Genomic DNA, 19,364 nt, shown 5'->3' on the forward strand with positions numbered 1-19,364 from the left:
GCCGCGGTCGATATTTCGGCTAACCTTCCCTCGCTTTTGTCGAGGGAGGGTGGTGCGATGGCCGGGCTGACACGTCGCGGGTTTCTGATCGGGACGTGGGGGGCCGTGCTCACGTCCGCGGGGGTCGGCTGCGGCGGTGGCGAGCAGACCGAGGCGTCGACCGGCGCCACGCTGACGACACGCTACGGTCGCACCGTCGTCGGTGCCGACCCGCACCGTGTCGTCAGCGTCGGCTACAACGACCACGACGTGGTCCTCGCCCTGGGCGTGATCCCCGTCGGGGTGTTCGACTGGTACGGCGACAAGCCCGACGCGACCTGGCCGTGGGCCCACGACCTGCTCGGCGGCGCGCACCCGACTGTCGTCGGTACCTCGAGCAGCGGCATCGACGTCGAGGCTGTCGCCTCGACCGACCCCGACCTGATCGTCGGCACCTACTCCGGGCTCACATTGCGCGAACACGACATGCTCTCCGTGCTCGCCCCGACCGTCGCACAGCCGGACGAGTTCGCCGACTTCGGTGTGCCGTGGCAGATCCAGACCCGGGTCATCGGCAAGGCGCTGGGCCGGTCGGCGAAGGCCAACGAACTCGTCCGGTCGGTGCAGGGACGGTTCACCGAGGTGGCCGCCGCGAATCCGTCGTTCGCGGGCAGGACCGTGATCGTCGGCGCGCTCAAAGGGCCGGGTCAGTTCGGCGTCTACGGTCCCGAGGACCCGAAGGTTCGGTTCTTCACCGAACTCGGTTTCGTCAACCCGCCCGTCACCCAGCAGGTCACCGGAACCAACTTCGCGCCGATCAGCACCGAGCAGCTCACCCTCGCCGATGCCGATCTGCTCGTCTGGTACGCCGGCGGCGGCTTCGGCGACAAACTCCGCGCCGAACTCGACCGGACGCCGGTCTACGCGGATCTGCGCGCAGTCAGAGAAGGGCGGATCGTCGTCCTCGAGGACGACGCGGCCGAGGCGATGGCGTGGAGCACCGTGCTGTCACTGCCCTACGCGCTGGAGGAGATTCCTCCACGGATCGCGCCGCTGCTGGCCGGACACGGGCCGCGCACCGTGCCCGGCGCCTGGTGAGGTTCGCGGGCTGCACCGTCTCGGGCCCGTACGACACCGTCATGGGCTAGGTTCGTCGGCACGCGTGCCCGGGCGGAGACAGCCGGCATCGCCGGCGCGGGGCACGGCACGAAGGGGCGGTCGAGGCATGAGTGTTACTCGGACAGCGTTGGTCACCGGAGCGTCGTCGGGCATCGGCGAAGCCGTGGCACGGGCGCTCGCCGGTCGCGGCTGGAAGGTGTACGGCACCAGCCGGAACCCGTCGTCGCTCCCACACCCGATCCCCGGCGTCGAGTACCTGCCGCTGGACCTGACCGACGAGGCGAGCATCGTCGCGTGCGCCGAGGCCGCGGGTGCGGTGGACGTGCTGGTGAACAACGCGGGGGAGAGCCAGAGCGGGCCACTCGAGGAACTGCCGATGGAGGCGATCGAGCGACTGTTCCGCACCAACGTGTTCGGGGCGGTCCGCCTGACCCAGTTGCTGCTTCCCGGCATGCGGGCCCGGCACTACGGGCGCGTGGTGATGGTCGGGTCGATGCTCGCGAGTTTCCCCCTCGCACACCGCTCCTCGTACGTGGCGACGAAGGCAGCGATCAAGGGCTTCGCGACCGCCGCGCGACGTGAGGTGTCACCCTTCGGGGTTGCGATCACCACCGTCGAACCCGGGTCGATCAGCACCGGCATCGGTGAGCGCCGCACCCACTATCTTGCCGAGGGGTCGCCCTACACCGCCGACTACCGCACGATGATCGAACATCTCGACGCCAACGAACGGTCCGGCATCACCGCCGACCGGGTGGCGCAGACCGTGCTCGCCGCCATCGACGCGGACAAGCCGAAGCCGCTGTACGCGGTCGGCAGCAACGCGCCGGTGGTGTTCGCGCTACGCCGGATCGCGCCCCGCGGGCTCGTCGAGAAGATGATCGCCCGGCGGCACGGCCTGCGCTGAGTCCGCGACCGAGGTGTCGTGATGGTCGCCGCCGAGATTGAGCACCACCACACCGGCGACGATGAGGGCCAGGCCCGCCACCTTCGCGATCGAGAGCGGCTCACCGAGCAGCAGCACCCCGATCACCGCGACCGCCGCGGTGCCGATGCCCGACCACAGCGCGTAGGTCAGGCTCACCGGGAGGGTTCGCAACGCCTGCGCCATGCACGCGAACGAGGTGACGTAGCCGGCGATCACGACCAGTGACAGGGCGGGCCGGGTGAACTGTTCGGTGCTGTCGAGCAGGACGGTGGCGATGATCTCGCTGGTGATCGCCGCCGCGAGGAACGCCCACGCACGCGCTCGGGCGGTCACGCGACACCACCGAGGTTCAGTGCGACGACACCGGCGATCACCAGACCGATCCCGACGATCTTCGACGCCGAGCGGGGTTCGTGCAGGATCAGCATCCCGATCGCCGCGATGACGGCGGTGCCGACGCCGGCCCACACCGCGTACGCCACCCCGACATCCAATTGGCGCAGGGCCTGCGACAGGCAGTACAGCGCCGCGCCGTACAGGCCCAGCACCGCGACGGTCGGACCGGGCCTGCGGAACCCGTCGCTGCGCGGAAGCAGGCTGGTGCCCGCCACTTCCGCGCAGATCGCCACCGCCAGGAAGATCCACGCCGTCGTCATGGCCGCCAAACCTAGTCGGCGAACACCGGTGGTTGGCGTTCACGCCACGGCACCGCCTGCTCGAGTTGCGCCGCGACCGCAAGCAGCAGGTCCTCGCGTCCGACCGCGGCGACGAGCTGCACCCCGATCGGCAGTCCCTCACGGCTCTGCCCGAGGGGCAGGCTGATCGCCGGATTGCCGGAGATGTTGAACGCGGCGGTGAACGGGCCGACCTCGAGAATCCGGCGGATCCACGAGCGCACCGTGTGGCCGTCCTCGTCGTAGTCGAGCGTGCCGTGGGGTGGGGGCAGCTGCGCCAGCGTCGGCGTCACCAGCACGTCGACGGTCGTGAAGAACGTGCCCACCGCACGGGTCACGCGGCCCTGCGCGTCGAGTCCGGCAGCGACGTCGAGCATCGTCGCCGCGGCGGTCTCGCCGAGCACGACCCTCGAAACAGCTTCGAGCAGATCGGGACTCGGACGCACCGGTGCCCGCAGCATCGCCGCCCCGGTGGCGTACGCGGTGAGCGCACACGCCTCGACCACGTCGTCCGCATCGACCGGCGGGGCACCCTCGACGACGTCGTGCCCGATCCACTCGAGCACCCGCCCGACGTTCACCGCCGCGTCGGCGACCTGACGGTCGACCGGGGCGCCGGCGGCCGTGGACACCGCGATCCGCAGCCGGCCGGGATCGGTGCGGGCGGCGGTGGCGTACGGCCGGGCCGGGGGAGCCGCGGCGTACTTCTCACCGACGATCGGTCCGCTGACCGCGTCCAGGAGTGTCGCGCAGTCCCGCACCGTGCGGGTCAGCCCGAACTCGTACACCTGCCCGAATCCGACCTCGCCGGCGGGAACACTGCCCGAGGCTTCGCCCGAGAGGGACGACTCCACCGGCACTCGGCCCCGGCTCGGTTTCAGCCCGACCAGTCCGCAACACGACGCGGGCACCCGCAGCGACCCGGCGCCGTCGTTGCCGTGGGCGATCGGTACCGCACCCGCCGCGACCAGCGCGGCCGAGCCGCCGCTCGACCCGCCGGTCCCTCGGGTCGGGTCCCACGGGTTGCGCGTCGTCCCGTATCGACGGGATTCGGTCGCGAAGTTCAACCCCAGCTCGGGAGCGGTGCTCTGACCCAACGCGACCAGCCCGGCCGATCGCAGTCGCCCCATGAGTACGTGGTCCTCGCGCGCGACCGCGCCACGGATCGCACGGCTGCCCAGGGTGAACGGCACTCCCCGCACGAACGGGCCGCTGTCCTTGACCACGAACGGCACCCCCGCGAGCGGTCCGGTCGGGTCGGCCACCGGGGCAGGGTCGAACAGGGGCAGCGTCAACGCATTCAGGTCGGCGTTCACCGCGTCGAGTGCGCGCCGCGCAACCGACTCGACCTCGGCCGCGGTCACGTCCCCGGACCGGATCGCGGTGGCCAGCCCGACCGCGTCGAGGCTCGCGTATTCGTGGAGATGCACCGTGCCATCACACCCTGGAGGCGGCGGATCGGCCATCGAATTTCGGTACCCGAGAGCGCAGTCGGGTTAGCCTCGGGCATGGCCACCGTGCGCGCCGCCACCCGATCCGACGTCCCCGCAACCGCCCGCGTGCTGGCGCGGGCCTTCGACGACGACCCGGTGATGACGTGGATGTGGCCCGACGCCGCGGACCGGCGGCGAGGCCTGCCGCGGATGTTCGCCGCCTTCACCCGGCATCACCACCTGGCGCACGGCGGGGTCGAGCTGGCCGCAGTGGACGGCGGCACCGTCGGGGCCACGTTGTGGGATCCCCCCGGCCACTGGCGCCAGTCCGGGTGGACCCAGGTGTTGATGATGCCCTCGATCATGCGGGCGTTCGGCCGCCGCGCCGGCGTCGCTCGCGCGGTGGGCGAGACGATGGAGTCGGTGCATCCGGAGGAGCCGCACTGGTACCTCAGCGCCATCGGGACCGACCCGTCTGCCCGGGGCGCGGGTCACGGCCGGGAACTGATGCGGTCGCGCCTCGACCGCTGCGACATCGAACACGCGCCCGCCTACCTCGAGTCGAGCAAGGAGTCGAACGTGCCCTACTACCAGCGCTTCGGCTTCGAGGTGACCCGAGAAATCGTGATACCCGACGGTGGTCCCACGCTGTGGGCCATGTGGCGCGAACCACGGTAGGTGCCGTTCTCTAGAATTGCGCAGGTGACCAGTGCCGCGCCGCAAGACCCCAAGAACCCCGCCGACGCCCTCCCGAAGAGCTGGGACCCCAGCACCGTCGAGGAGCAGTTGTACGAGGGCTGGGTAGCGGCCGGATACTTCGAGGCCGACGCGACCAGCGACAAGCCCGGCTACTCCATCGTCCTGCCGCCGCCGAACGTCACCGGCAGCCTGCACATGGGCCACGCCCTCGACCACACCCTGATGGACGCGCTGACCCGCCGCAAGCGGATGCAGGGCTACGAGGTGCTGTGGCTGCCGGGCATGGACCACGCCGGTATCGCCACCCAGACCATCGTCGAGAAGCAGCTCGCCGCCGACGGCACCAAGAAGGAAGACCTCGGCCGCGAGGCGTTCATCGAGCGGGTGTGGGACTGGAAGCGAGAGTCCGGCGGCACCATCCAGGGCCAGATGCGTCGCATCGGCGACGGCGTCGACTGGTCCCGGGACCGTTTCACCATGGACGACGGGCTGTCCCGTGCCGTCCAGACCATCTTCAAGCGGCTCTACGACGACGGCCTGATCTACCGCGCCGAGCGCCTGGTCAACTGGTCGCCGGTGCTGCAGACCGCGATCTCCGACATCGAGGTGAAGTTCGAGGAGGTCGAGGGCGAGCTCGTGTCGCTGCGCTACGGCTCCCTCGACGACGCCGAGCCGCACGTGATCGTCGCGACCACCCGCGTCGAGACCATGCTCGGCGACACCGCCGTCGCCGTGCACCCCGAGGACGAGCGCTACAAGCACCTGGTCGGCACCACCCTCGAGCACCCGTTCACCGGCCGCCGGATCCCGATCATCGCCGACGACTACGTCGACCCCGAGTTCGGCACCGGCGCCGTGAAGATCACCCCGGCGCACGACCCCAACGACTTCGAGATGGGCCTGCGGCACAACCTGCCGATGCCGACCATCATGGACAAGACCGGCAAGATCGCCGACACCGGAACGCAATTCGACGGCATGGACCGGTTCGAGGCCCGGGTGAAGGTGCGCGAGGCCCTCGCCGAGCAGGGGCGCGTCGTCGCCGAGAAGCGTCCGTACGTGCACAGCGTCGGCCACTCCGAGCGGTCCGGCGAGACCATCGAGCCGCGGCTGTCGATGCAGTGGTGGGTCAAGGTCGACTCGCTCGCCAAGGCTGCCGGCGACGCGGTCCGGAACGGCGAGACCACCATCCACCCGGCCAGCCAGGAACCGCGCTGGTTCGCGTGGGTCGACAACATGCACGACTGGTGCATCTCCCGCCAGCTGTGGTGGGGCCACCGGATCCCGATCTGGTACGGCCCGAACGGCGAGGTGCAGTGCTTCGGCCCCGACGAGACCGCTCCCGAGGGCTGGGAACAGGATCCCGACGTCCTCGACACCTGGTTCTCGTCCGGACTGTGGCCGTTCTCCACGATGGGCTGGCCGGACAAGACTCCTGAGCTCGAGAAGTTCTATCCCACCAGCGTTCTCGTCACCGGCTACGACATCCTGTTCTTCTGGGTGGCCCGGATGATGATGTTCGGTACGTACGTCTCCGGCGACGACGCGGTGCAGGGTGACGGCGAGCGAAGCGACGAGCGAATTGGGCTCGGCACCGTGCCGTTCACCGACCTGTTCCTGCACGGCCTGGTCCGCGACCAGTTCGGCAAGAAGATGTCGAAGTCCCGCGGCAACGGCATCGACCCGCTGGACTGGGTGGACCGTTTCGGCGCCGACGCGCTGCGCTTCACCCTGGCCCGCGGTGCCAACCCGGGCAGCGACCTCGCGGTCGGTGAGGACCACGCGCAGTCGTCCCGTAACTTCGCGAACAAGCTGTTCAACGCCACCAAGTTCGCGCTCATGAACGGCGCCGTCGTAGCCGACCTGCCGCCGCGCGAGCAGCTCACCGACGCCGACCGTTGGATCCTGGACCGCCTCGAGCAGGTCCGCACCGAGGTCGACGAGGCGTTCGAGCGCTTCGAGTTCTCCAAGGCGTGCGAGGCGCTGTACCACTTCGCGTGGGACGAGGTCTGCGACTGGTACCTCGAACTGGCCAAGGTCCAGGTGGCCGAGGGCTCCGTGCACGCCGACGGCACCAAGGCTGTGCTCGGCAACGTCCTCGACACGCTGCTGCGTCTGCTGCACCCGGTGATCCCGTTCGTCACCGAGACCCTGTGGAAGGTGCTCACCGGTGGCGAGTCCGTGGTGATCGCGTCCTGGCCGTCCGCAACCGGCGTCCCTGCCGACGCCGACTCCGCCCGCCGGATCGGTGACCTGCAGAAACTTGTCACCGAGATCCGCCGGTTCCGCAGCGACCAGGGCCTCAAGCCGTCCCAGAAGGTGGCCGCCCGGCTGACCGGCGCTGCCGACGCGGACATCGAGGGCCAGCTGGCGGCAGTCTCCTCGCTCGCCAAGCTCACCGAGCCCGCGGACGGGTTCGCCGCCACCGCATCGGTGGAGGTGCGGCTGAGCCGCGCCACCGTCACCGTCGAGCTCGACACCTCCGGTGCCGTCGACCTCGGCGCCGAGCGCAAGCGACTGGAGAAGGATCTCGCGGTCGCCGAGAAGGAACTCGCCGGAACTGCCGCGAAGCTGGGCAACGAGGCGTTCCTCGCCAAGGCGCCCGACGCCGTCGTGGACAAGATCCGCGGCCGGCAGCAGGTGGCGCAGGAGGAGATCGCCCGCATCACCGCGCGACTGAAGGAGTTGGGTCAGGCGTGAGCGACGAGCAGGGGACACCGTCCCCGGTGGATCTCGCGGAGCTGGCACTGGTCGAGGCGGAACTCGACAAGCGTTGGCCCGAGACGAAGATCGAGCCGTCCCTGACCCGGATCGCGGCGCTGATGGACCTGCTCGGGTCGCCGCAGCAGGCATACCCGGCGATCCACGTCGCCGGAACCAACGGCAAGACGTCGGTGACCCGGATGGTCGACGCCCTGCTCACCCGGCTGCATCGCCGGGTGGGCCGGACCACCAGTCCGCACCTGCAGCTGGCGACCGAGCGGATCAGCATCGACGGCACGCCGATCTCGCCGCGCACCTACGTCGACACCTACAACGAGCTCGCGCCGTACATCCAGATGGTGGACGCCCAGTCGCAGGCCGCGGGCGGCCCGGCGATGAGCAAGTTCGAGGTGCTCACCGCGATGGCGTTCGCCGCGTTCGCCGAGGCGCCCGTCGACGTCGGCGTCATCGAGGTCGGGCTCGGGGGCCGCTGGGACGCAACGAATGTCATCGACGGTCAGGTCGCGGTGATCACTCCGATCAGCCTCGACCACGCCGAGTATCTGGGTACCGATCTCGCCGGTATCGCCGCCGAGAAGGCCGGGATCATCAAGAAGGCGCCCGACTCGCTGGTCCCGCGCGACACCGTGGCGATCCTGGCGCAGCAGGAACCCGAGGTGATGGACGTACTCCTGCGTCGCGCCGTCGAGGCGGACGCCGCCGTCGCGCGCGAGGGATCGGAGTTCAAGGTCCTGGCCCGGCAGATCGCCGTCGGCGGGCAGCAACTCGAACTGCAGGGCCTCGGCGGCGTGTACACCGACATCTTCCTGCCGATGCACGGCGAGCACCAGGCGCGCAACGCCGCCCTCGCCCTCGCCGCGGTCGAGGCGTTCTTCGGCGCAGGCCCGGACCGGCAACTCGACGTCGACGCGATCCGTGAAGGCTTTGCGTCCCTGACGAATCCGGGTCGGCTCGAACGGGTCCGCAGCGCGCCGACGGTGTTCCTCGACGCCGCGCACAATCCCGACGGCGCTCGCGCGCTCGCCGCGGCCCTGGCCGCCGAGTTCGATTTCCGCAAGCTCGTCGGTGTCGTCGCGGTTCTCGGGGACAAGGACGCCGACGGCATTCTCACCGCGCTCGAGCCGGTGTTCGACGAGATCGTCGTCACCCGCAACGGCTCTCCCCGCGCGATGGACGTCGAGCAGCTCGCCGATCTGGCCGTCGCCCGTTTCGGCGACGAACGGGTGGTGGTGGCACCGACCCTCCCGGATGCGCTCGAGACGGCGATCGGGCTGGCAGAGGAGGTCGCCGAACCCGGCGAGGCCATCTCGGGAGCCGGCGTCGTCGTGACCGGATCCGTCGTCACCGCGGGTGAGGCCCGCACCCTGTTCGGAAAGGACCCCGCGTGAGCACCCCCGACAACTCGGCGGCAGACGAATTCGGCGGATTCAAGCCGCCCACCACCGACCCGTGGAAGGGATTCCGCGGCGTGTGCTCCGGCACCCTGATCCTCGAGGCCATCGTGGTGTTCCTCGGGATCCCCGCGGTCGCCAAGCTCGGTACGGGCATCGGTACCGGCTCGATCGTGTATCTGACCGTCCTGGGTGTCCTGATGATCCTGGCGTGCGGTGTGCAGTCCCGTCCGTGGGCGTTGGGCCTGGACCTCGGCCTGCAGGTGGCGCTGATCGCGGGTTGGTTCATCCATCCGGCGATCGGTGTGATGGGCCTGGTCTTCGCCGCGGTGTGGATGTACCTGCTGTATCTGCGCAAGGACATCCAGACGCGGATCGAGCGGGGACTGCTTCACGGCCAGCGGGACTGACCCACTACTCTGACACCCCGTGACTGAGCGCACCCTGGTACTGATCAAGCCCGACGGCGTTGCCCGCAACCTCGTCGGGGACATCCTCGCGCGAGTCGAGCGCAAGGGCCTGTCCGTCGCCGCGCTGGAGATGCGGACCGCCGACGTCGACGTCGCGGGCAAGCACTACGCCGAGCACGCCGAGCGTTCGTTCTACCCGGACCTGCTCGAGTTCATCACCTCCGGCCCGCTCGTCGCGGCCGTCGTCGAGGGTCACCGCGCCATCGCCGCGTTCCGGCAGATCGCCGGCGGCACCGACCCTGTCGAGAAGGCGCTCCCCGGGACCATTCGCGGCGACTACGCCCTCGACGGTCAGCAGAACCTCGTGCACGGATCGGATTCGACCGAGTCCGCCGAGCGCGAGATCGCGCTCTGGTTCCCGCAGCTCGCCCGCTCCTGAAGTTCCCCACACTCACGACCCGCCTCAGGTTCCCCGGCCGCGCGCCGGGGAACCTGAGGCGGTTTCGGGCGGCTGTGGTGCGGCGTTGGCGCGGGCCGCACTCGACGTGTGGGATACTGGTGACGGTCGACCCGCACCCGCTTCGTGGTGACTCGAATTCGGGTGTGGTCCGACCGGATGACACCACGACTCGATGCCCGCATCGCTGCCGCCCGGCGGAGGAAATCCCTCCCCGTCGGCACGCTGGATGATCAGGCGCACGGGACGCGGAGATCAGCCTGCCAGGCGCCGCACGAATTGGACGTGACCGCTTCGATCACCGACAAACCGTGCGGGGCGAGACCAGACGAACTCACACCCAGGTGTGAGCACACAGACAGCGCCCTCGAGTGGCCGCGCACATCCGTATGGGTGGACGCGCCCGGGGGCCCGAGGAGACTTACGTGGCCGATCAAGCGCCGCCCGAAACTTCACAGCCCACCGAGCCGGCCTTCCCGGAGAAGATGCGCGTCCACGCGCTGGCGAAGATGCTGGGACTGACCAGCAAGCAGGTCCTCGCCCAGCTCGCCGAGTTCGGTGTGGAACTGCGCAGCGCGCAGTCCAGCCTCGACCGCGCGCTCGCCGAACGCGTGCACGCCGCGCAGAGTGCGCCCGAAGCCGCGCCGGCCGAGCCCACCGGTGCCGAGCCCGCCGGTGCCGAGCCCGCCGGTGCCGAGCCCACCGGTGCCGAGCCCACCGCCGAAGCGGTGCGGGCCGGAGCCGATCTGATCGCCGAGGCGCAGATCCCCGAACAGCCGGGCCTGTTCACCGACGTGGACACCGAGCAGGCGCCCGCCCCGGCGGACGAGGCTCCGCTGTTCCAGGCGCCGTTGTTCCTGCAGCCCGAGGCCCCGGTCGCCGAGCCCGCCCCGCGTCGTCGCCGTGCCCGACGAGAGGCCGCGGCTCCCGACGAGGCCGCGCCGATCGAGGTCACCACCGCTGGGGTCGCCGAGCCGGCTGCCGCCGAGCCCGCGGTCGTCGAGCCGACCGCGACGGAGGAGGCCGCGACCGAGGCGCCCGCCGAAGCGCACGCCGAGGACGAGACCGGCGAGGGTCACGGCCGTCGCCGCCGCCGTGGCCGCCGTGGCCGAGGGCGTGGCCGAGGCGAGCAGGGCTCGGAGAGCGAGACCACCGAAGAGGCAGAGCCGACCGAGGCCGAGACCGCCGAGGAGACGTCCGGCGGCCCGGAGTCCGAGGGCGCCGAAACCGCGGAGGCAGAAACCGAGGGCGAAGCGGTCGAGGGCGAGGAGACCGAGGGCGAGGAAGGCGGAACCAGCCGTCGCCGCCGTCGTCGCCGCCGCCGCAAGGGCAGCGCCGACACCGACACCACCGAGGACGACGGTGTCGCGACGGTGGTCCACGAACGTGAACCCCGCACCAAGGCCCGGGCGAAGGACGAGGTGCAGGGCATCTCCGGCTCCACCCGGCTCGAGGCGAAGCGGCAGCGCCGTCGCGACGGACGTGACGCCGGCCGTCGGCGTCCGCCGATCCTGACCGAGTCCGAGTTCCTGGCCCGCCGCGAGGCGGTGGACCGGGTGATGGTGGTCCGCGAGAAGAGCGGTGCCGCGCACCCCGACGGCCTGACCCAGGTGGCGGTGCTCGAGGACGAGGTCCTCGTCGAGCACTTCGTCACCACGTCGGCGTCCGCGTCGATGGTCGGCAACGTCTACCTCGGCCGCGTGCAGAACGTGCTGCCGTCGATGGAGGCCGCGTTCATCGACATCGGACGCGGACGCAACGGTGTCCTGTACGCCGGCGAGGTCAACTGGGATGCCGCCGGACTGGGCGGGAACAGCCGCAAGATCGAGCAGGCACTCAAGCCCGGCGACCAGGTGCTGGTTCAGGTCTCCAAGGACCCCGTCGGACACAAGGGTGCCCGGCTGACCACGCAGATCTCCCTCGCGGGCCGGTTCCTCGTGTACGTGCCGGGCGGCACGTCCACCGGAATCAGCCGCAAGCTGCCCGACACCGAACGCAAGCGTCTCAAGGAGATCCTGCGCGAGGTCGTGCCGCCGGAGGCCGGTGTGATCATCCGCACCGCCGCCGAGGGCGTCAGCGAAGAGGAGCTCGCCCGCGACGTGCAGCGGTTGCAGTCGCAGTGGAGCGAGATCGAGAAGCAGGCCGAGGCCGCGGACAAGGGCAAGTCGGGCAACCCGAAGGCCCTCTACGAGGAACCCGACCTGCTGGTGAAGGTCGTGCGCGACCTGTTCAACGAGGACTTCTCCAAGATCGTCATCGAGGGCGAGAAGTCCTGGTCGACGGTGGAGAACTACATCAAAACCGTCGCCCCCGACCTGCTGCCGCGGGTCGAGCGGTACGAGCCGCAGTCCGGTGGACCGGACATCTTCGCGGTCAAGCGGATCGACGAGCAGCTGGCCAAGGCGCTCGACCGCAAGGTGTGGCTGCCGTCCGGCGGCACCCTGGTCATCGACCGCACCGAGGCGATGACCGTCGTCGACGTCAACACCGGCAAGTTCACGGGATCCGGCGGCAACCTCGAGGAGACCGTCACCCGCAACAACCTCGAAGCCGCCGAGGAGATCGTGCGGCAGATGCGGCTGCGCGACATCGGCGGCATGATCGTCGTCGACTTCATCGACATGGTGCTCGAGTCGAACCGGGACCTGGTCCTGCGCCGGCTCACCGAGGCGCTCGGCCGGGACCGCACCCGCCACCAGGTCTCCGAGGTCACCTCGCTGGGCCTGGTCCAGATGACCCGCAAGAAGCTGGGCACCGGCCTCGTCGAGGCGTTCTCCACCACGTGTGAGCACTGCCACGGACGCGGCATCATCGTGCACGCCGACCCCGTCGAGGTGCGCTCCGGTGACGACGGTGGCGCGCGGACTCAGGGCAAGGGCGAGTCGGGCGGTGGCCGTCGCAAGCGGGGCCGCGACAAGTCGGCCGCGCCCGCCGAACAGCCGGTGGTGGAGAAGAACGGACACACCCCCGAAGCGGACGCGACCGCCAAGCGCGCCCACCCGGTGGCACTCGCGATGGCCGCGCACCTGCACGACGAGGAGGCACCCGCAGAGCCCGCGGAGCCTTCGGGTGAGGTGAAGGCCGGCGAACCGGAGACCACCACGCAGGCGGAGCCCGGAGTCGTCGCAGTGGTCGAGCCGGCCGCTGCTGCGGAGGCGGAGCCCGAAGCAGTCGCCGAGGCGGAGCCGGAAGCTGTCGCAGCGGCGGAGCCCGAAGTTGTCGCGGTGGTCGAGCCGGCCGCTGTCGCCGAGGCGGAGCCGGAAGCTGTCACGGTGGCGGAGCCGGAAGCTGTCACGGTGGCGGAGCCGGAAGTAGTCACCGAGGTGATCGAGGCACCCGCCGCACCTGCGCGTGGGCGTCGCCGGGCACGACGTGCGTCCCGTGCGTCGGCCGCGCCGACGGCCACCGACATCCCGGAGTCGGGCACGGTGGTCACCATCGCGGCCCCCGAGCGGGTGGAGGAGCCGACCGCGGTCGTCGTCGAGGCGCCGGTCGCGGAGCCGGCGGTGTCCGGCGGTGACGGCACCGCGCCGGAACCCGTCGTGGCGAAGCGCCGGCCCCGCAGGCGCGCGGCCGGACGTCCCGCGGGACCGCCCGCGGAGGCGTGAGCGGCCGACCGGTCGAGGTCACGGGAATGGTGACGGGTGGGGCGGTTTGACCCTGCCTCTCGCCATCCCGTAATCTTGACCGGTCGCTACTCGGTGACACAGCTCTGCTGCGCCCGACAGGGTGCCGGGGGTGTCCGGGAAGCAAGTACACCAGACCAGTCGCGTGGCTACTGCCGCGCGAGCACGTTCGAACTAGCAAGGGGTAGCCGTCGATGGCAACGTATGCGATCGTCAAGACCGGCGGAAAGCAGTACAAGGTCGCTGTTGGTGACCTCGTCAAGGTCGAGAAGATCGAGGGTGAGCCCGGCGCTGCTGTCTCGCTGACCCCGGTTCTCGTCGTCGACGGATCCGAGCTGACCACCGACGCCGACAAGCTGGCCAAGGTCACTGTCACCGGTGAGGTCGTCGAGCACACCAAGGGCCCGAAGATCCGGATCCACAAGTTCAAGAACAAGACCGGTTACCACAAGCGTCAGGGCCACCGGCAGAAGCTGACGGTCCTCAAGGTCACCGGCATCAAGTAACTCGAACTTCCGAGACTTTTTCTAGAACCCAGGAGGGTCCGTCATGGCACATAAGAAGGGTGCATCCAGCTCGCGCAACGGTCGCGATTCGAATGCCCAGCGACTCGGCGTGAAGCGTTTCGGCGGTCAGTCCGTCAGCGCAGGCGAGATCCTGGTGCGTCAGCGCGGCACGCACTTCCACCCGGGCGTCAACGTCGGCCGTGGCGGCGACGACACCCTGTTCGCCCTCGCTGCCGGTGCCGTGGAGTTCGGCACCAAGCGTGGACGCAAGACCGTGAACATCGTTCCGGTCGAAGCACAGGCCTGAGTCTGCTGCTTCGAGCAACGCTTCCAGGAGGGGCGGGCCAGGGTCACACACCCGGCCCGCCCCTCTTGCTTTTCACCGACTGAAGGAAAGGGATCCGGCAGTCATGTCACGATTCATCGACCGCGTGGTGCTGCACGTCAGCGCAGGCAAGGGCGGCAACGGTTGCGCCTCCGTGCACCGCGAGAAGTTCAAGCCGCTCGGCGGCCCCGACGGCGGCAACGGCGGCCGGGGCGGTGACGTGGTCCTCGTCGTCGACTCCAACGTGCACACGCTGCTGGACTTCCACTTCCACCCGCGCGCCAAGGCCACCAACGGCAGGCAGGGCGAGGGCGGAAACCGGGAGGGCGGCAACGGTTCCGACCTGATCCTCAAGGTTCCGGACGGCACCGTCGTGCTGGACAAGGACGGCCGGATCCTCGCCGACATGATCGGCACCGGAACGCAGTTCATCGCCGCGCAGGGCGGTCGCGGTGGCCTCGGCAACGCGGCGCTGTCGTCGAAGGCACGCAAGGCGCCCGGCTTCGCCCTCCTCGGCGAGGAGGGTGTCGAGCGCGACCTGGTGCTGGAACTGAAGTCGGTCGCCGACGTCGGCCTGGTCGGTTTCCCGTCCGCGGGTAAATCGTCGCTGGTGTCCGTCCTGTCCGCCGCCAAGCCCAAGATCGCGGACTACCCGTTCACCACGCTGCAGCCGAACCTCGGTGTCGTCTCCAGCGGCGACACCACCTTCACCGTCGCGGACGTGCCCGGCCTGATCCCCGGCGCCAGCGACGGCCGCGGTCTCGGCCTGGACTTTCTGCGTCACCTCGAGCGGTGCGCGGTGCTGGCACACGTCGTCGACTGCGCCACTCTCGAACCGGGCCGCGACCCGGTGTCCGATGTCGACGCGCTCGAGGCGGAACTGGCGGCGTACAAGCCCGCCCTGTCCGGCGACGCGAGCCTCGGCGACCTGGCGGACCGGCCGCGCATCGTGATCCTCAACAAGGCCGACGTGCCGGACGCCGCGGAACTCGCCGAGATGGTGACTCCCGAATTCGAATCGCGCGGCTGGCCCGTGTTCACGATCTCCGCGGTGAGCAGGGAAGGCCTGCGGCCCTTGACCTTCGCGCTCGCGAAGATGGTCGAGGAGTACCGCATCGCGCATCCGCCGGCTGCGCCGAAGCGTCAGGTGATCCGGCCGATCGCCGCCGACGAGACCGGGTTCAGCATCATCGCCGACCCCGAGACCCCCGGTGGATTCATCGTCCGCGGCACCCGTCCCGAGCGCTGGATCCGGCAGACCGCATTCGACAACGACGAGGCCGTTGGCTACCTCGCAGACCGGCTGGCCCGGCTCGGTGTCGAGGACCAGCTCGTCAAGATGGGTGCCGAGCCGGGTTGCTCGGTCACCATCGGTGACGTCAGCTTCGACTGGGAGCCGCAGACTCCCGCCGGCGTCGATCTCACCCGTACCGGACGCGGCACCGACGCCCGACTCGACCAGGTCGATCGCATCGGTGCCGCCGAACGCAAGCACGCGCACCGGGTTCGGCGCGGCCTCGAGGCCGCGGACCCCGAAGACCAGTGACCGGGGTGTCGAGCACTCGCACCCAGATCGCGGGCGCACGCAGCGTCGTGGTGAAGATCGGCTCGTCCGCGTTGACGAGCCTCGAATCCGGTTTGGACCGACGCAAACTCGATGCCCTCGCGGACGCGATCGAGGCGCGGATGCAGGCCGGATCCGATGTGGTCGTCGTGTCGTCGGGCGCGGTCGGTGCGGGCATCGCCCCGCTCGGGTTGTCGAGGCGTCCCCGGGACCTCGCGACCAAGCAGGCCGCGGCCAGCGTGGGCCAGCTCCGGCTCGCACACGCCTGGGGCACGTCGTTCCACCGCTACGGCCGGGTGGTCGGACAGGTGCTGCTCACCGCCGACGACATCGCCCGCCGCACCCAGTACCGCAACGCGCAGCGGACCCTCGACCGGCTGCGGTCACTGCACGCGGTCGCGGTGGTCAACGAGAACGACACCGTCGCCACGGCGGAGCTGCGGTTCGGTGACAACGACCGGCTCGCGGCGATGGTCGCGCACCTGGTCAGCGCCGACGCGCTGGTCCTGCTGTCCGACGTCGACGGCCTCTACGACGGTGATCCCCGCAAGGGCGGTGCGACGCTGATCCCGGAGGTGACCAGCCCCGAGGACCTCGACGGCGTGGTCGCCGGCTCCGGGGGAGCACTCGGCACCGGCGGCATGGCGTCGAAGCTGTCCGCGGCCCGGCTCGCCGCCGACTCCGGGGTGCCGGTGCTGCTCGCCGCCGCGACCGACGCCGCGGAGGCACTGTCGACCGCGAGCGTCGGCACCGCGTTCGCGGCCCGGCCCACCCGGCTCTCGGCGCGCAAGTTCTGGGTCCGGCACGCCGCCGACACGCAGGGCGAACTGCACCTCGACGCCGGCGCGGTCCGCGCGGTCGTGGACAAGCGCCGATCGCTGCTGCCCGCGGGCATCACCGCCACGAGCGGCCGGTTCCTCGGTGGCGACGTGGTGTCGCTCGTCGGCCCCGAGGGTGCGCCCGTGGCGCGCGGGGTGGTCGCGTACGACGAAGCCGAACTCGAGGAGATGCTCGGCCGGTCGACGATGGAGCTGCCCTCCGACATGCAGCGCCCCGTCGTCCACGCCGACGACCTGGTCCGCCTCTGACCCATCCGCGGGGGAGGGTGAAGACCGGGAAGGGTCAGGTGGTGAGGGCGGCGAGGGTTTCGGAGCAGCCGGCGTCGAGCTTGAGGGTGGCGAACTCGTCGCCGCGGGTGGTGCCGCGGTTGACGATCGCGACGGGCATGCCGAGCTTCGCGGCGCGCCGGACGAACCGCAGGCCCGACATCACCGTCAGCGACGAGCCCAGCACCAGCAGCAGATCGGCCGACTCGACCATGGCGAACGCGGCGTCGACGCGGTCGCGGGGGACGGACTCGCCGAAGTACACGATGTCCGGCTTGAGGATGCCACCGCAGCGTTCGCAGTCGACGACGCGGAAGTGTGCGGTCTCCTCGATCACCGCATCGGCATCCGGCGCGATCTCGACGCCCGTTGCGGCGGCGACGGATTCGGCGAATCCGGGGTTCGCGGCGTCGAGGCGTTCGGCGAGGGCGATGCGCGAGATCCGGTGCTCGCAGCCCATGCATCGCACCTGCGCGTAGCTGCCGTGCAGGTCGATCACCGACCTGCTGCCCGCCTTGGTGTGGAGCAGGTCGACGTTCTGGGTGAGTACGCCGCGTACCACGCCGGCCCGTTCGAGCGCGGCCAGTGCGCGATGCCCCGCGTTGGGCCGGGTGCCGTCCATGTACCGCCAGCCGAGGTGGTTCCGCGCCCAGTAGTGCCGTCGGAACTCGGCATCGCCCATGAACTGCTGGTACGTCATCGGGTTGCGGGGAGGGGAGTCGGGCCCGCGGTAGTCGGGGATGCCGGAGTCCGTGGACATGCCCGCGCCGGTCAGCGCGACCACGGTCCGGCCCCGGATCAGCGTCACCAGGTTCGCGACATCCGTCGACGGCGGTACGGACGTGGCGGTCATGGAATCCAGGCTAACCCTGTCGTGAATCTTCAAGACCCTGAGCCTGCCGGTGGCGCAGGCTGGCTGTCATGACCACCGTTGATCCCATCCCCGCCGGATACCGCACCCTGACCCCGTTCCTCGCAGTGCCCGACGGCGCCGCCGCCCTCGACTTCTACCGACGCGGCCTCGGCGCCGAGATCGTCGATCGGATGGACGCCCCCGGCGGCGGCGTGATGCACGCCGAGATCCGGGTCGGCGACTCGATGCTGCAACTGTCCGACGAGATGCCCGACTACGGTCTGCGCGCGCCCGAGCCGGGGTGGGTGCACAGTTCGCTGGTCGTGTACGTCGAGGACTGCGACGCCTTCGTCGATCGTGCCGTCGGAGAGGGTGCGACCCTCGTGACAGAGGTGCAGGACACCTTCTCCGGTGACCGGCACGGCGTCTTCATCGACCCGTTCGGTCACCGCTGGGCCGTGTGCACCAAGGTCGAGGACGTCCCCTCCGAGGAGGTCGCACGCCGCGCCCGGGAACTGTTCTACGCGTAGGTGTTTCGGTTCACACGCCGTGGGCGCCGTCAGCGGTCCCTGTGTTTGCCCTCGTCGTCGATCACCGTCGGCGGGCCGTCGGGGTGCGGTGCGCCGCCCTCGTTGAGCCAGTCGGCGATTTCGGCGGCGTCCTCGGACGTGACGGGCCGACGCTTGCTGAACAGGGATTTGACCGTGTTGCCGATCTTCGACATGAGCTGATGCTATCGGCGCGGGCGCCGCGCGCCGACGAGCCCGGCGAATCCCCAGCTACCCGGGCGTGGCATGCGACCGCCCATCGGTGGTCGGACCCGGCCGGGTCGAGGCCGGGTGTGAGAAGGTTGGCGGAGAAGCTTCCGACCAATCAGGAGATGTCGTGTCGACCACCTCGCTGCCGCTGGGGCGACCCGTGGGGTCCAAGGGGGAGGAGACGCGGGAGCGCATCATCGCGGCGGCGATGCGTTGTGTGGCCGAACTCGGATACTCGCGTGCCACCATTCGCGAGATCGCGCGGACGGCCGGAATCACCAGCGGCAGTCTCTACCACTATTTCCCCAACAAGTCCGAGCTCGTCACCGCGACATTTCTCGAGCTCGCGGAGCTCTCGATTCCTCGGTTCACGGCCGCCGCGGACCGGGCGGACGGCGTCGTCGACAAGCTCATGGCGGTGTTCGACGAGGGTGGCCGGCTGATGCGCGACTACCCCTTCGCGGTTGCATTCGATCGGGCCATCCGGGTCGAGGCGGCCGAACATCTGCATCTCGGCGAGGACAGCGATTCGATCTTCGCGGCGCTGCGCGGTGTCGTGGTCGGTATCGTCGAGCAGGCGGACGCGGACGGTGCACTCGCTTCGGGCGTGGAGGTCGACAGCGCTGTGAACGTGATCCACGCGATTCTGCGCGGGCTCAACGAGCAGGCGGCGACGGCGACACCGGAGGAGTACCACGCGACGGTGCGTGCGTTGAAGTTGCTGCTCCAGGGCAGTCTGTTCCACATGACCGGATAGACGCATCACGCACCGCGGTGGCTCCGCGGTGCGTGATGCGCTGTTGGTCACGCCG

19 protein-coding genes are annotated in these 19,364 nt (G+C 70.2%); 14 read left to right on the plus strand and 5 right to left on the minus strand.

All coding sequences use genetic code 11. From position 1 onward, the window contains the following. The first annotated feature begins 57 nt into the window (after nucleotides 1-57). Complete coding sequence (locus ACWEPG_RS11425) at nucleotides 58-1,077, plus strand: iron-siderophore ABC transporter substrate-binding protein (RefSeq protein ID WP_452594401.1); 1,020 nt, start codon at nucleotides 58-60, stop codon at nucleotides 1,075-1,077. A 127-nt stretch (nucleotides 1,078-1,204) separates the two neighbouring features. Beyond that, nucleotides 1,205-2,005 (plus strand): SDR family oxidoreductase, encoded by an 801-nt coding sequence (locus tag ACWEPG_RS11430; protein WP_452594402.1) that lies wholly within the window; start codon nucleotides 1,205-1,207, stop codon nucleotides 2,003-2,005. Here ACWEPG_RS11430 and ACWEPG_RS11435 read toward each other — a convergent pair. From ACWEPG_RS11435 to ACWEPG_RS11445, 3 genes are read right to left on the minus strand one after another with little or no spacing between them, the layout of a single operon-like run. Then, nucleotides 1,940-2,359 (minus strand): DMT family transporter, encoded by a 420-nt coding sequence (locus ACWEPG_RS11435; RefSeq protein ID WP_452594403.1) that lies wholly within the window; start codon nucleotides 2,357-2,359, stop codon nucleotides 1,940-1,942. The two genes, ACWEPG_RS11430 and ACWEPG_RS11435, sit on opposite strands and share 66 nt — an antisense overlap. After that, entirely contained in the window at nucleotides 2,356-2,682 is a 327-nt protein-coding gene (locus ACWEPG_RS11440) for a DMT family transporter (RefSeq protein ID WP_452594404.1), read from the minus strand. The genes ACWEPG_RS11435 and ACWEPG_RS11440 overlap by 4 nt, the downstream gene beginning before the upstream one ends. Before the next feature lie 11 nt (nucleotides 2,683-2,693). Then, nucleotides 2,694-4,130: an amidase gene (locus tag ACWEPG_RS11445; RefSeq protein ID WP_452594405.1), complete on the minus strand. Its 1,437-nt coding sequence runs from the start codon at nucleotides 4,128-4,130 to the stop codon at nucleotides 2,694-2,696. A gap of 78 nt (nucleotides 4,131-4,208) precedes the next feature. Between ACWEPG_RS11445 and ACWEPG_RS11450 the strand changes: the two genes are divergently transcribed. From ACWEPG_RS11450 to proB, 10 genes are all read left to right on the plus strand, one after another. Further along, nucleotides 4,209-4,811, plus strand: coding sequence for a GNAT family N-acetyltransferase (locus ACWEPG_RS11450; protein ID WP_452594406.1), 603 nt, complete (start codon nucleotides 4,209-4,211; stop codon nucleotides 4,809-4,811). Nucleotides 4,812-4,835: 24 nt separating this feature from the next. Further along, nucleotides 4,836-7,532: a valine--tRNA ligase gene (locus tag ACWEPG_RS11455; protein ID WP_452594407.1), complete on the plus strand. Its 2,697-nt coding sequence runs from the start codon at nucleotides 4,836-4,838 to the stop codon at nucleotides 7,530-7,532. Next, nucleotides 7,529-8,944, plus strand: coding sequence for a bifunctional tetrahydrofolate synthase/dihydrofolate synthase (gene folC / locus ACWEPG_RS11460; RefSeq protein WP_450112110.1), 1,416 nt, complete (start codon nucleotides 7,529-7,531; stop codon nucleotides 8,942-8,944). Before ACWEPG_RS11455 ends, folC begins: the two co-directional genes overlap by 4 nt. Next, nucleotides 8,941-9,357, plus strand: a complete 417-nt coding sequence (locus ACWEPG_RS11465; RefSeq protein ID WP_450112111.1) for a DUF4233 domain-containing protein — start codon at nucleotides 8,941-8,943, stop codon at nucleotides 9,355-9,357. Before folC ends, ACWEPG_RS11465 begins: the two co-directional genes overlap by 4 nt. Nucleotides 9,358-9,376: 19 nt before the next feature. Further along, a complete protein-coding gene (gene ndk, locus ACWEPG_RS11470) occupies nucleotides 9,377-9,796 on the plus strand; it encodes a nucleoside-diphosphate kinase (RefSeq protein ID WP_450112112.1) in 420 nt (139 codons plus the stop codon). Between the two features lie 443 nt (nucleotides 9,797-10,239). Continuing rightward, entirely contained in the window at nucleotides 10,240-13,422 is a 3,183-nt protein-coding gene (locus ACWEPG_RS11475) for a translation initiation factor IF-2 N-terminal domain-containing protein (RefSeq protein WP_452594408.1), read from the plus strand. A gap of 212 nt (nucleotides 13,423-13,634) precedes the next feature. Beyond that, nucleotides 13,635-13,946, plus strand: a complete 312-nt coding sequence (gene rplU, locus ACWEPG_RS11480) for a 50S ribosomal protein L21 (protein ID WP_387470023.1) — start codon at nucleotides 13,635-13,637, stop codon at nucleotides 13,944-13,946. A 43-nt stretch (nucleotides 13,947-13,989) separates the two neighbouring features. Next, entirely contained in the window at nucleotides 13,990-14,253 is a 264-nt protein-coding gene (gene rpmA / locus ACWEPG_RS11485; protein WP_345343038.1) for a 50S ribosomal protein L27, read from the plus strand. Nucleotides 14,254-14,356: 103 nt separating this feature from the next. Further along, on the plus strand, nucleotides 14,357-15,817 hold the full coding sequence (obgE, locus tag ACWEPG_RS11490; protein ID WP_450112114.1) for a GTPase ObgE: 1,461 nt from the start codon (nucleotides 14,357-14,359) through the stop codon (nucleotides 15,815-15,817). 5 nt (nucleotides 15,818-15,822) lie between these two features. Continuing rightward, nucleotides 15,823-16,923: a glutamate 5-kinase gene (proB, locus tag ACWEPG_RS11495; RefSeq protein ID WP_450112115.1), complete on the plus strand. Its 1,101-nt coding sequence runs from the start codon at nucleotides 15,823-15,825 to the stop codon at nucleotides 16,921-16,923. Between the two features lie 34 nt (nucleotides 16,924-16,957). Here proB and ACWEPG_RS11500 read toward each other — a convergent pair whose 3' ends face one another. Further along, the gene (locus ACWEPG_RS11500) at nucleotides 16,958-17,794 is read right to left on the minus strand and encodes an NAD-dependent protein deacetylase (protein WP_450112116.1); all 837 of its coding nucleotides are present in this window, start codon (nucleotides 17,792-17,794) and stop codon (nucleotides 16,958-16,960) included. 68 nt (nucleotides 17,795-17,862) lie between these two features. On the opposite strand from ACWEPG_RS11500, the gene ACWEPG_RS11505 reads away from it, so the two are divergent. Then, a complete protein-coding gene (locus tag ACWEPG_RS11505; RefSeq protein WP_450112117.1) occupies nucleotides 17,863-18,324 on the plus strand; it encodes a VOC family protein in 462 nt (153 codons plus the stop codon). A gap of 29 nt (nucleotides 18,325-18,353) precedes the next feature. Here the strand turns inward: ACWEPG_RS11505 and ACWEPG_RS11510 are convergent, their stop codons facing one another. Continuing rightward, on the minus strand, nucleotides 18,354-18,518 hold the full coding sequence (locus ACWEPG_RS11510) for a hypothetical protein (protein ID WP_450112118.1): 165 nt from the start codon (nucleotides 18,516-18,518) through the stop codon (nucleotides 18,354-18,356). 161 nt (nucleotides 18,519-18,679) lie between these two features. On the opposite strand from ACWEPG_RS11510, the gene ACWEPG_RS11515 reads away from it, so the two are divergent. Further along, nucleotides 18,680-19,309, plus strand: coding sequence for a TetR/AcrR family transcriptional regulator (locus ACWEPG_RS11515; RefSeq protein ID WP_450112119.1), 630 nt, complete (start codon nucleotides 18,680-18,682; stop codon nucleotides 19,307-19,309). Nucleotides 19,310-19,364 lie beyond the last annotated feature (55 nt).

It is taken from the genome of Rhodococcus sp. NPDC004095 (genome assembly GCF_053604015.1).

What these genes read in the sequence shown, in the direction of transcription:
- rpmA (WP_345343038.1), top strand. Translation starts at nt 13,990, where the DNA reads ATGGCACATAAGAAGGGTGCATCCAGCTCGCGCAACGGTCGCGATTCG.
- ACWEPG_RS11510 (WP_450112118.1), bottom strand. Translation starts at nt 18,518, where the DNA reads ATGTCGAAGATCGGCAACACGGTCAAATCCCTGTTCAGCAAGCGTCGG.
- ACWEPG_RS11430 (WP_452594402.1), top strand. Translation starts at nt 1,205, where the DNA reads ATGAGTGTTACTCGGACAGCGTTGGTCACCGGAGCGTCGTCGGGCATC.
- ACWEPG_RS11425 (WP_452594401.1), top strand. Translation starts at nt 58, where the DNA reads ATGGCCGGGCTGACACGTCGCGGGTTTCTGATCGGGACGTGGGGGGCC.
- ACWEPG_RS11440 (WP_452594404.1), bottom strand. Translation starts at nt 2,682, where the DNA reads ATGACGACGGCGTGGATCTTCCTGGCGGTGGCGATCTGCGCGGAAGTG.
- ACWEPG_RS11505 (WP_450112117.1), top strand. Translation starts at nt 17,863, where the DNA reads ATGACCACCGTTGATCCCATCCCCGCCGGATACCGCACCCTGACCCCG.
- ACWEPG_RS11500 (WP_450112116.1), bottom strand. Translation starts at nt 17,794, where the DNA reads ATGACCGCCACGTCCGTACCGCCGTCGACGGATGTCGCGAACCTGGTG.
- ACWEPG_RS11450 (WP_452594406.1), top strand. Translation starts at nt 4,209, where the DNA reads ATGGCCACCGTGCGCGCCGCCACCCGATCCGACGTCCCCGCAACCGCC.
- rplU (WP_387470023.1), top strand. Translation starts at nt 13,635, where the DNA reads ATGGCAACGTATGCGATCGTCAAGACCGGCGGAAAGCAGTACAAGGTC.
- obgE (WP_450112114.1), top strand. Translation starts at nt 14,357, where the DNA reads ATGTCACGATTCATCGACCGCGTGGTGCTGCACGTCAGCGCAGGCAAG.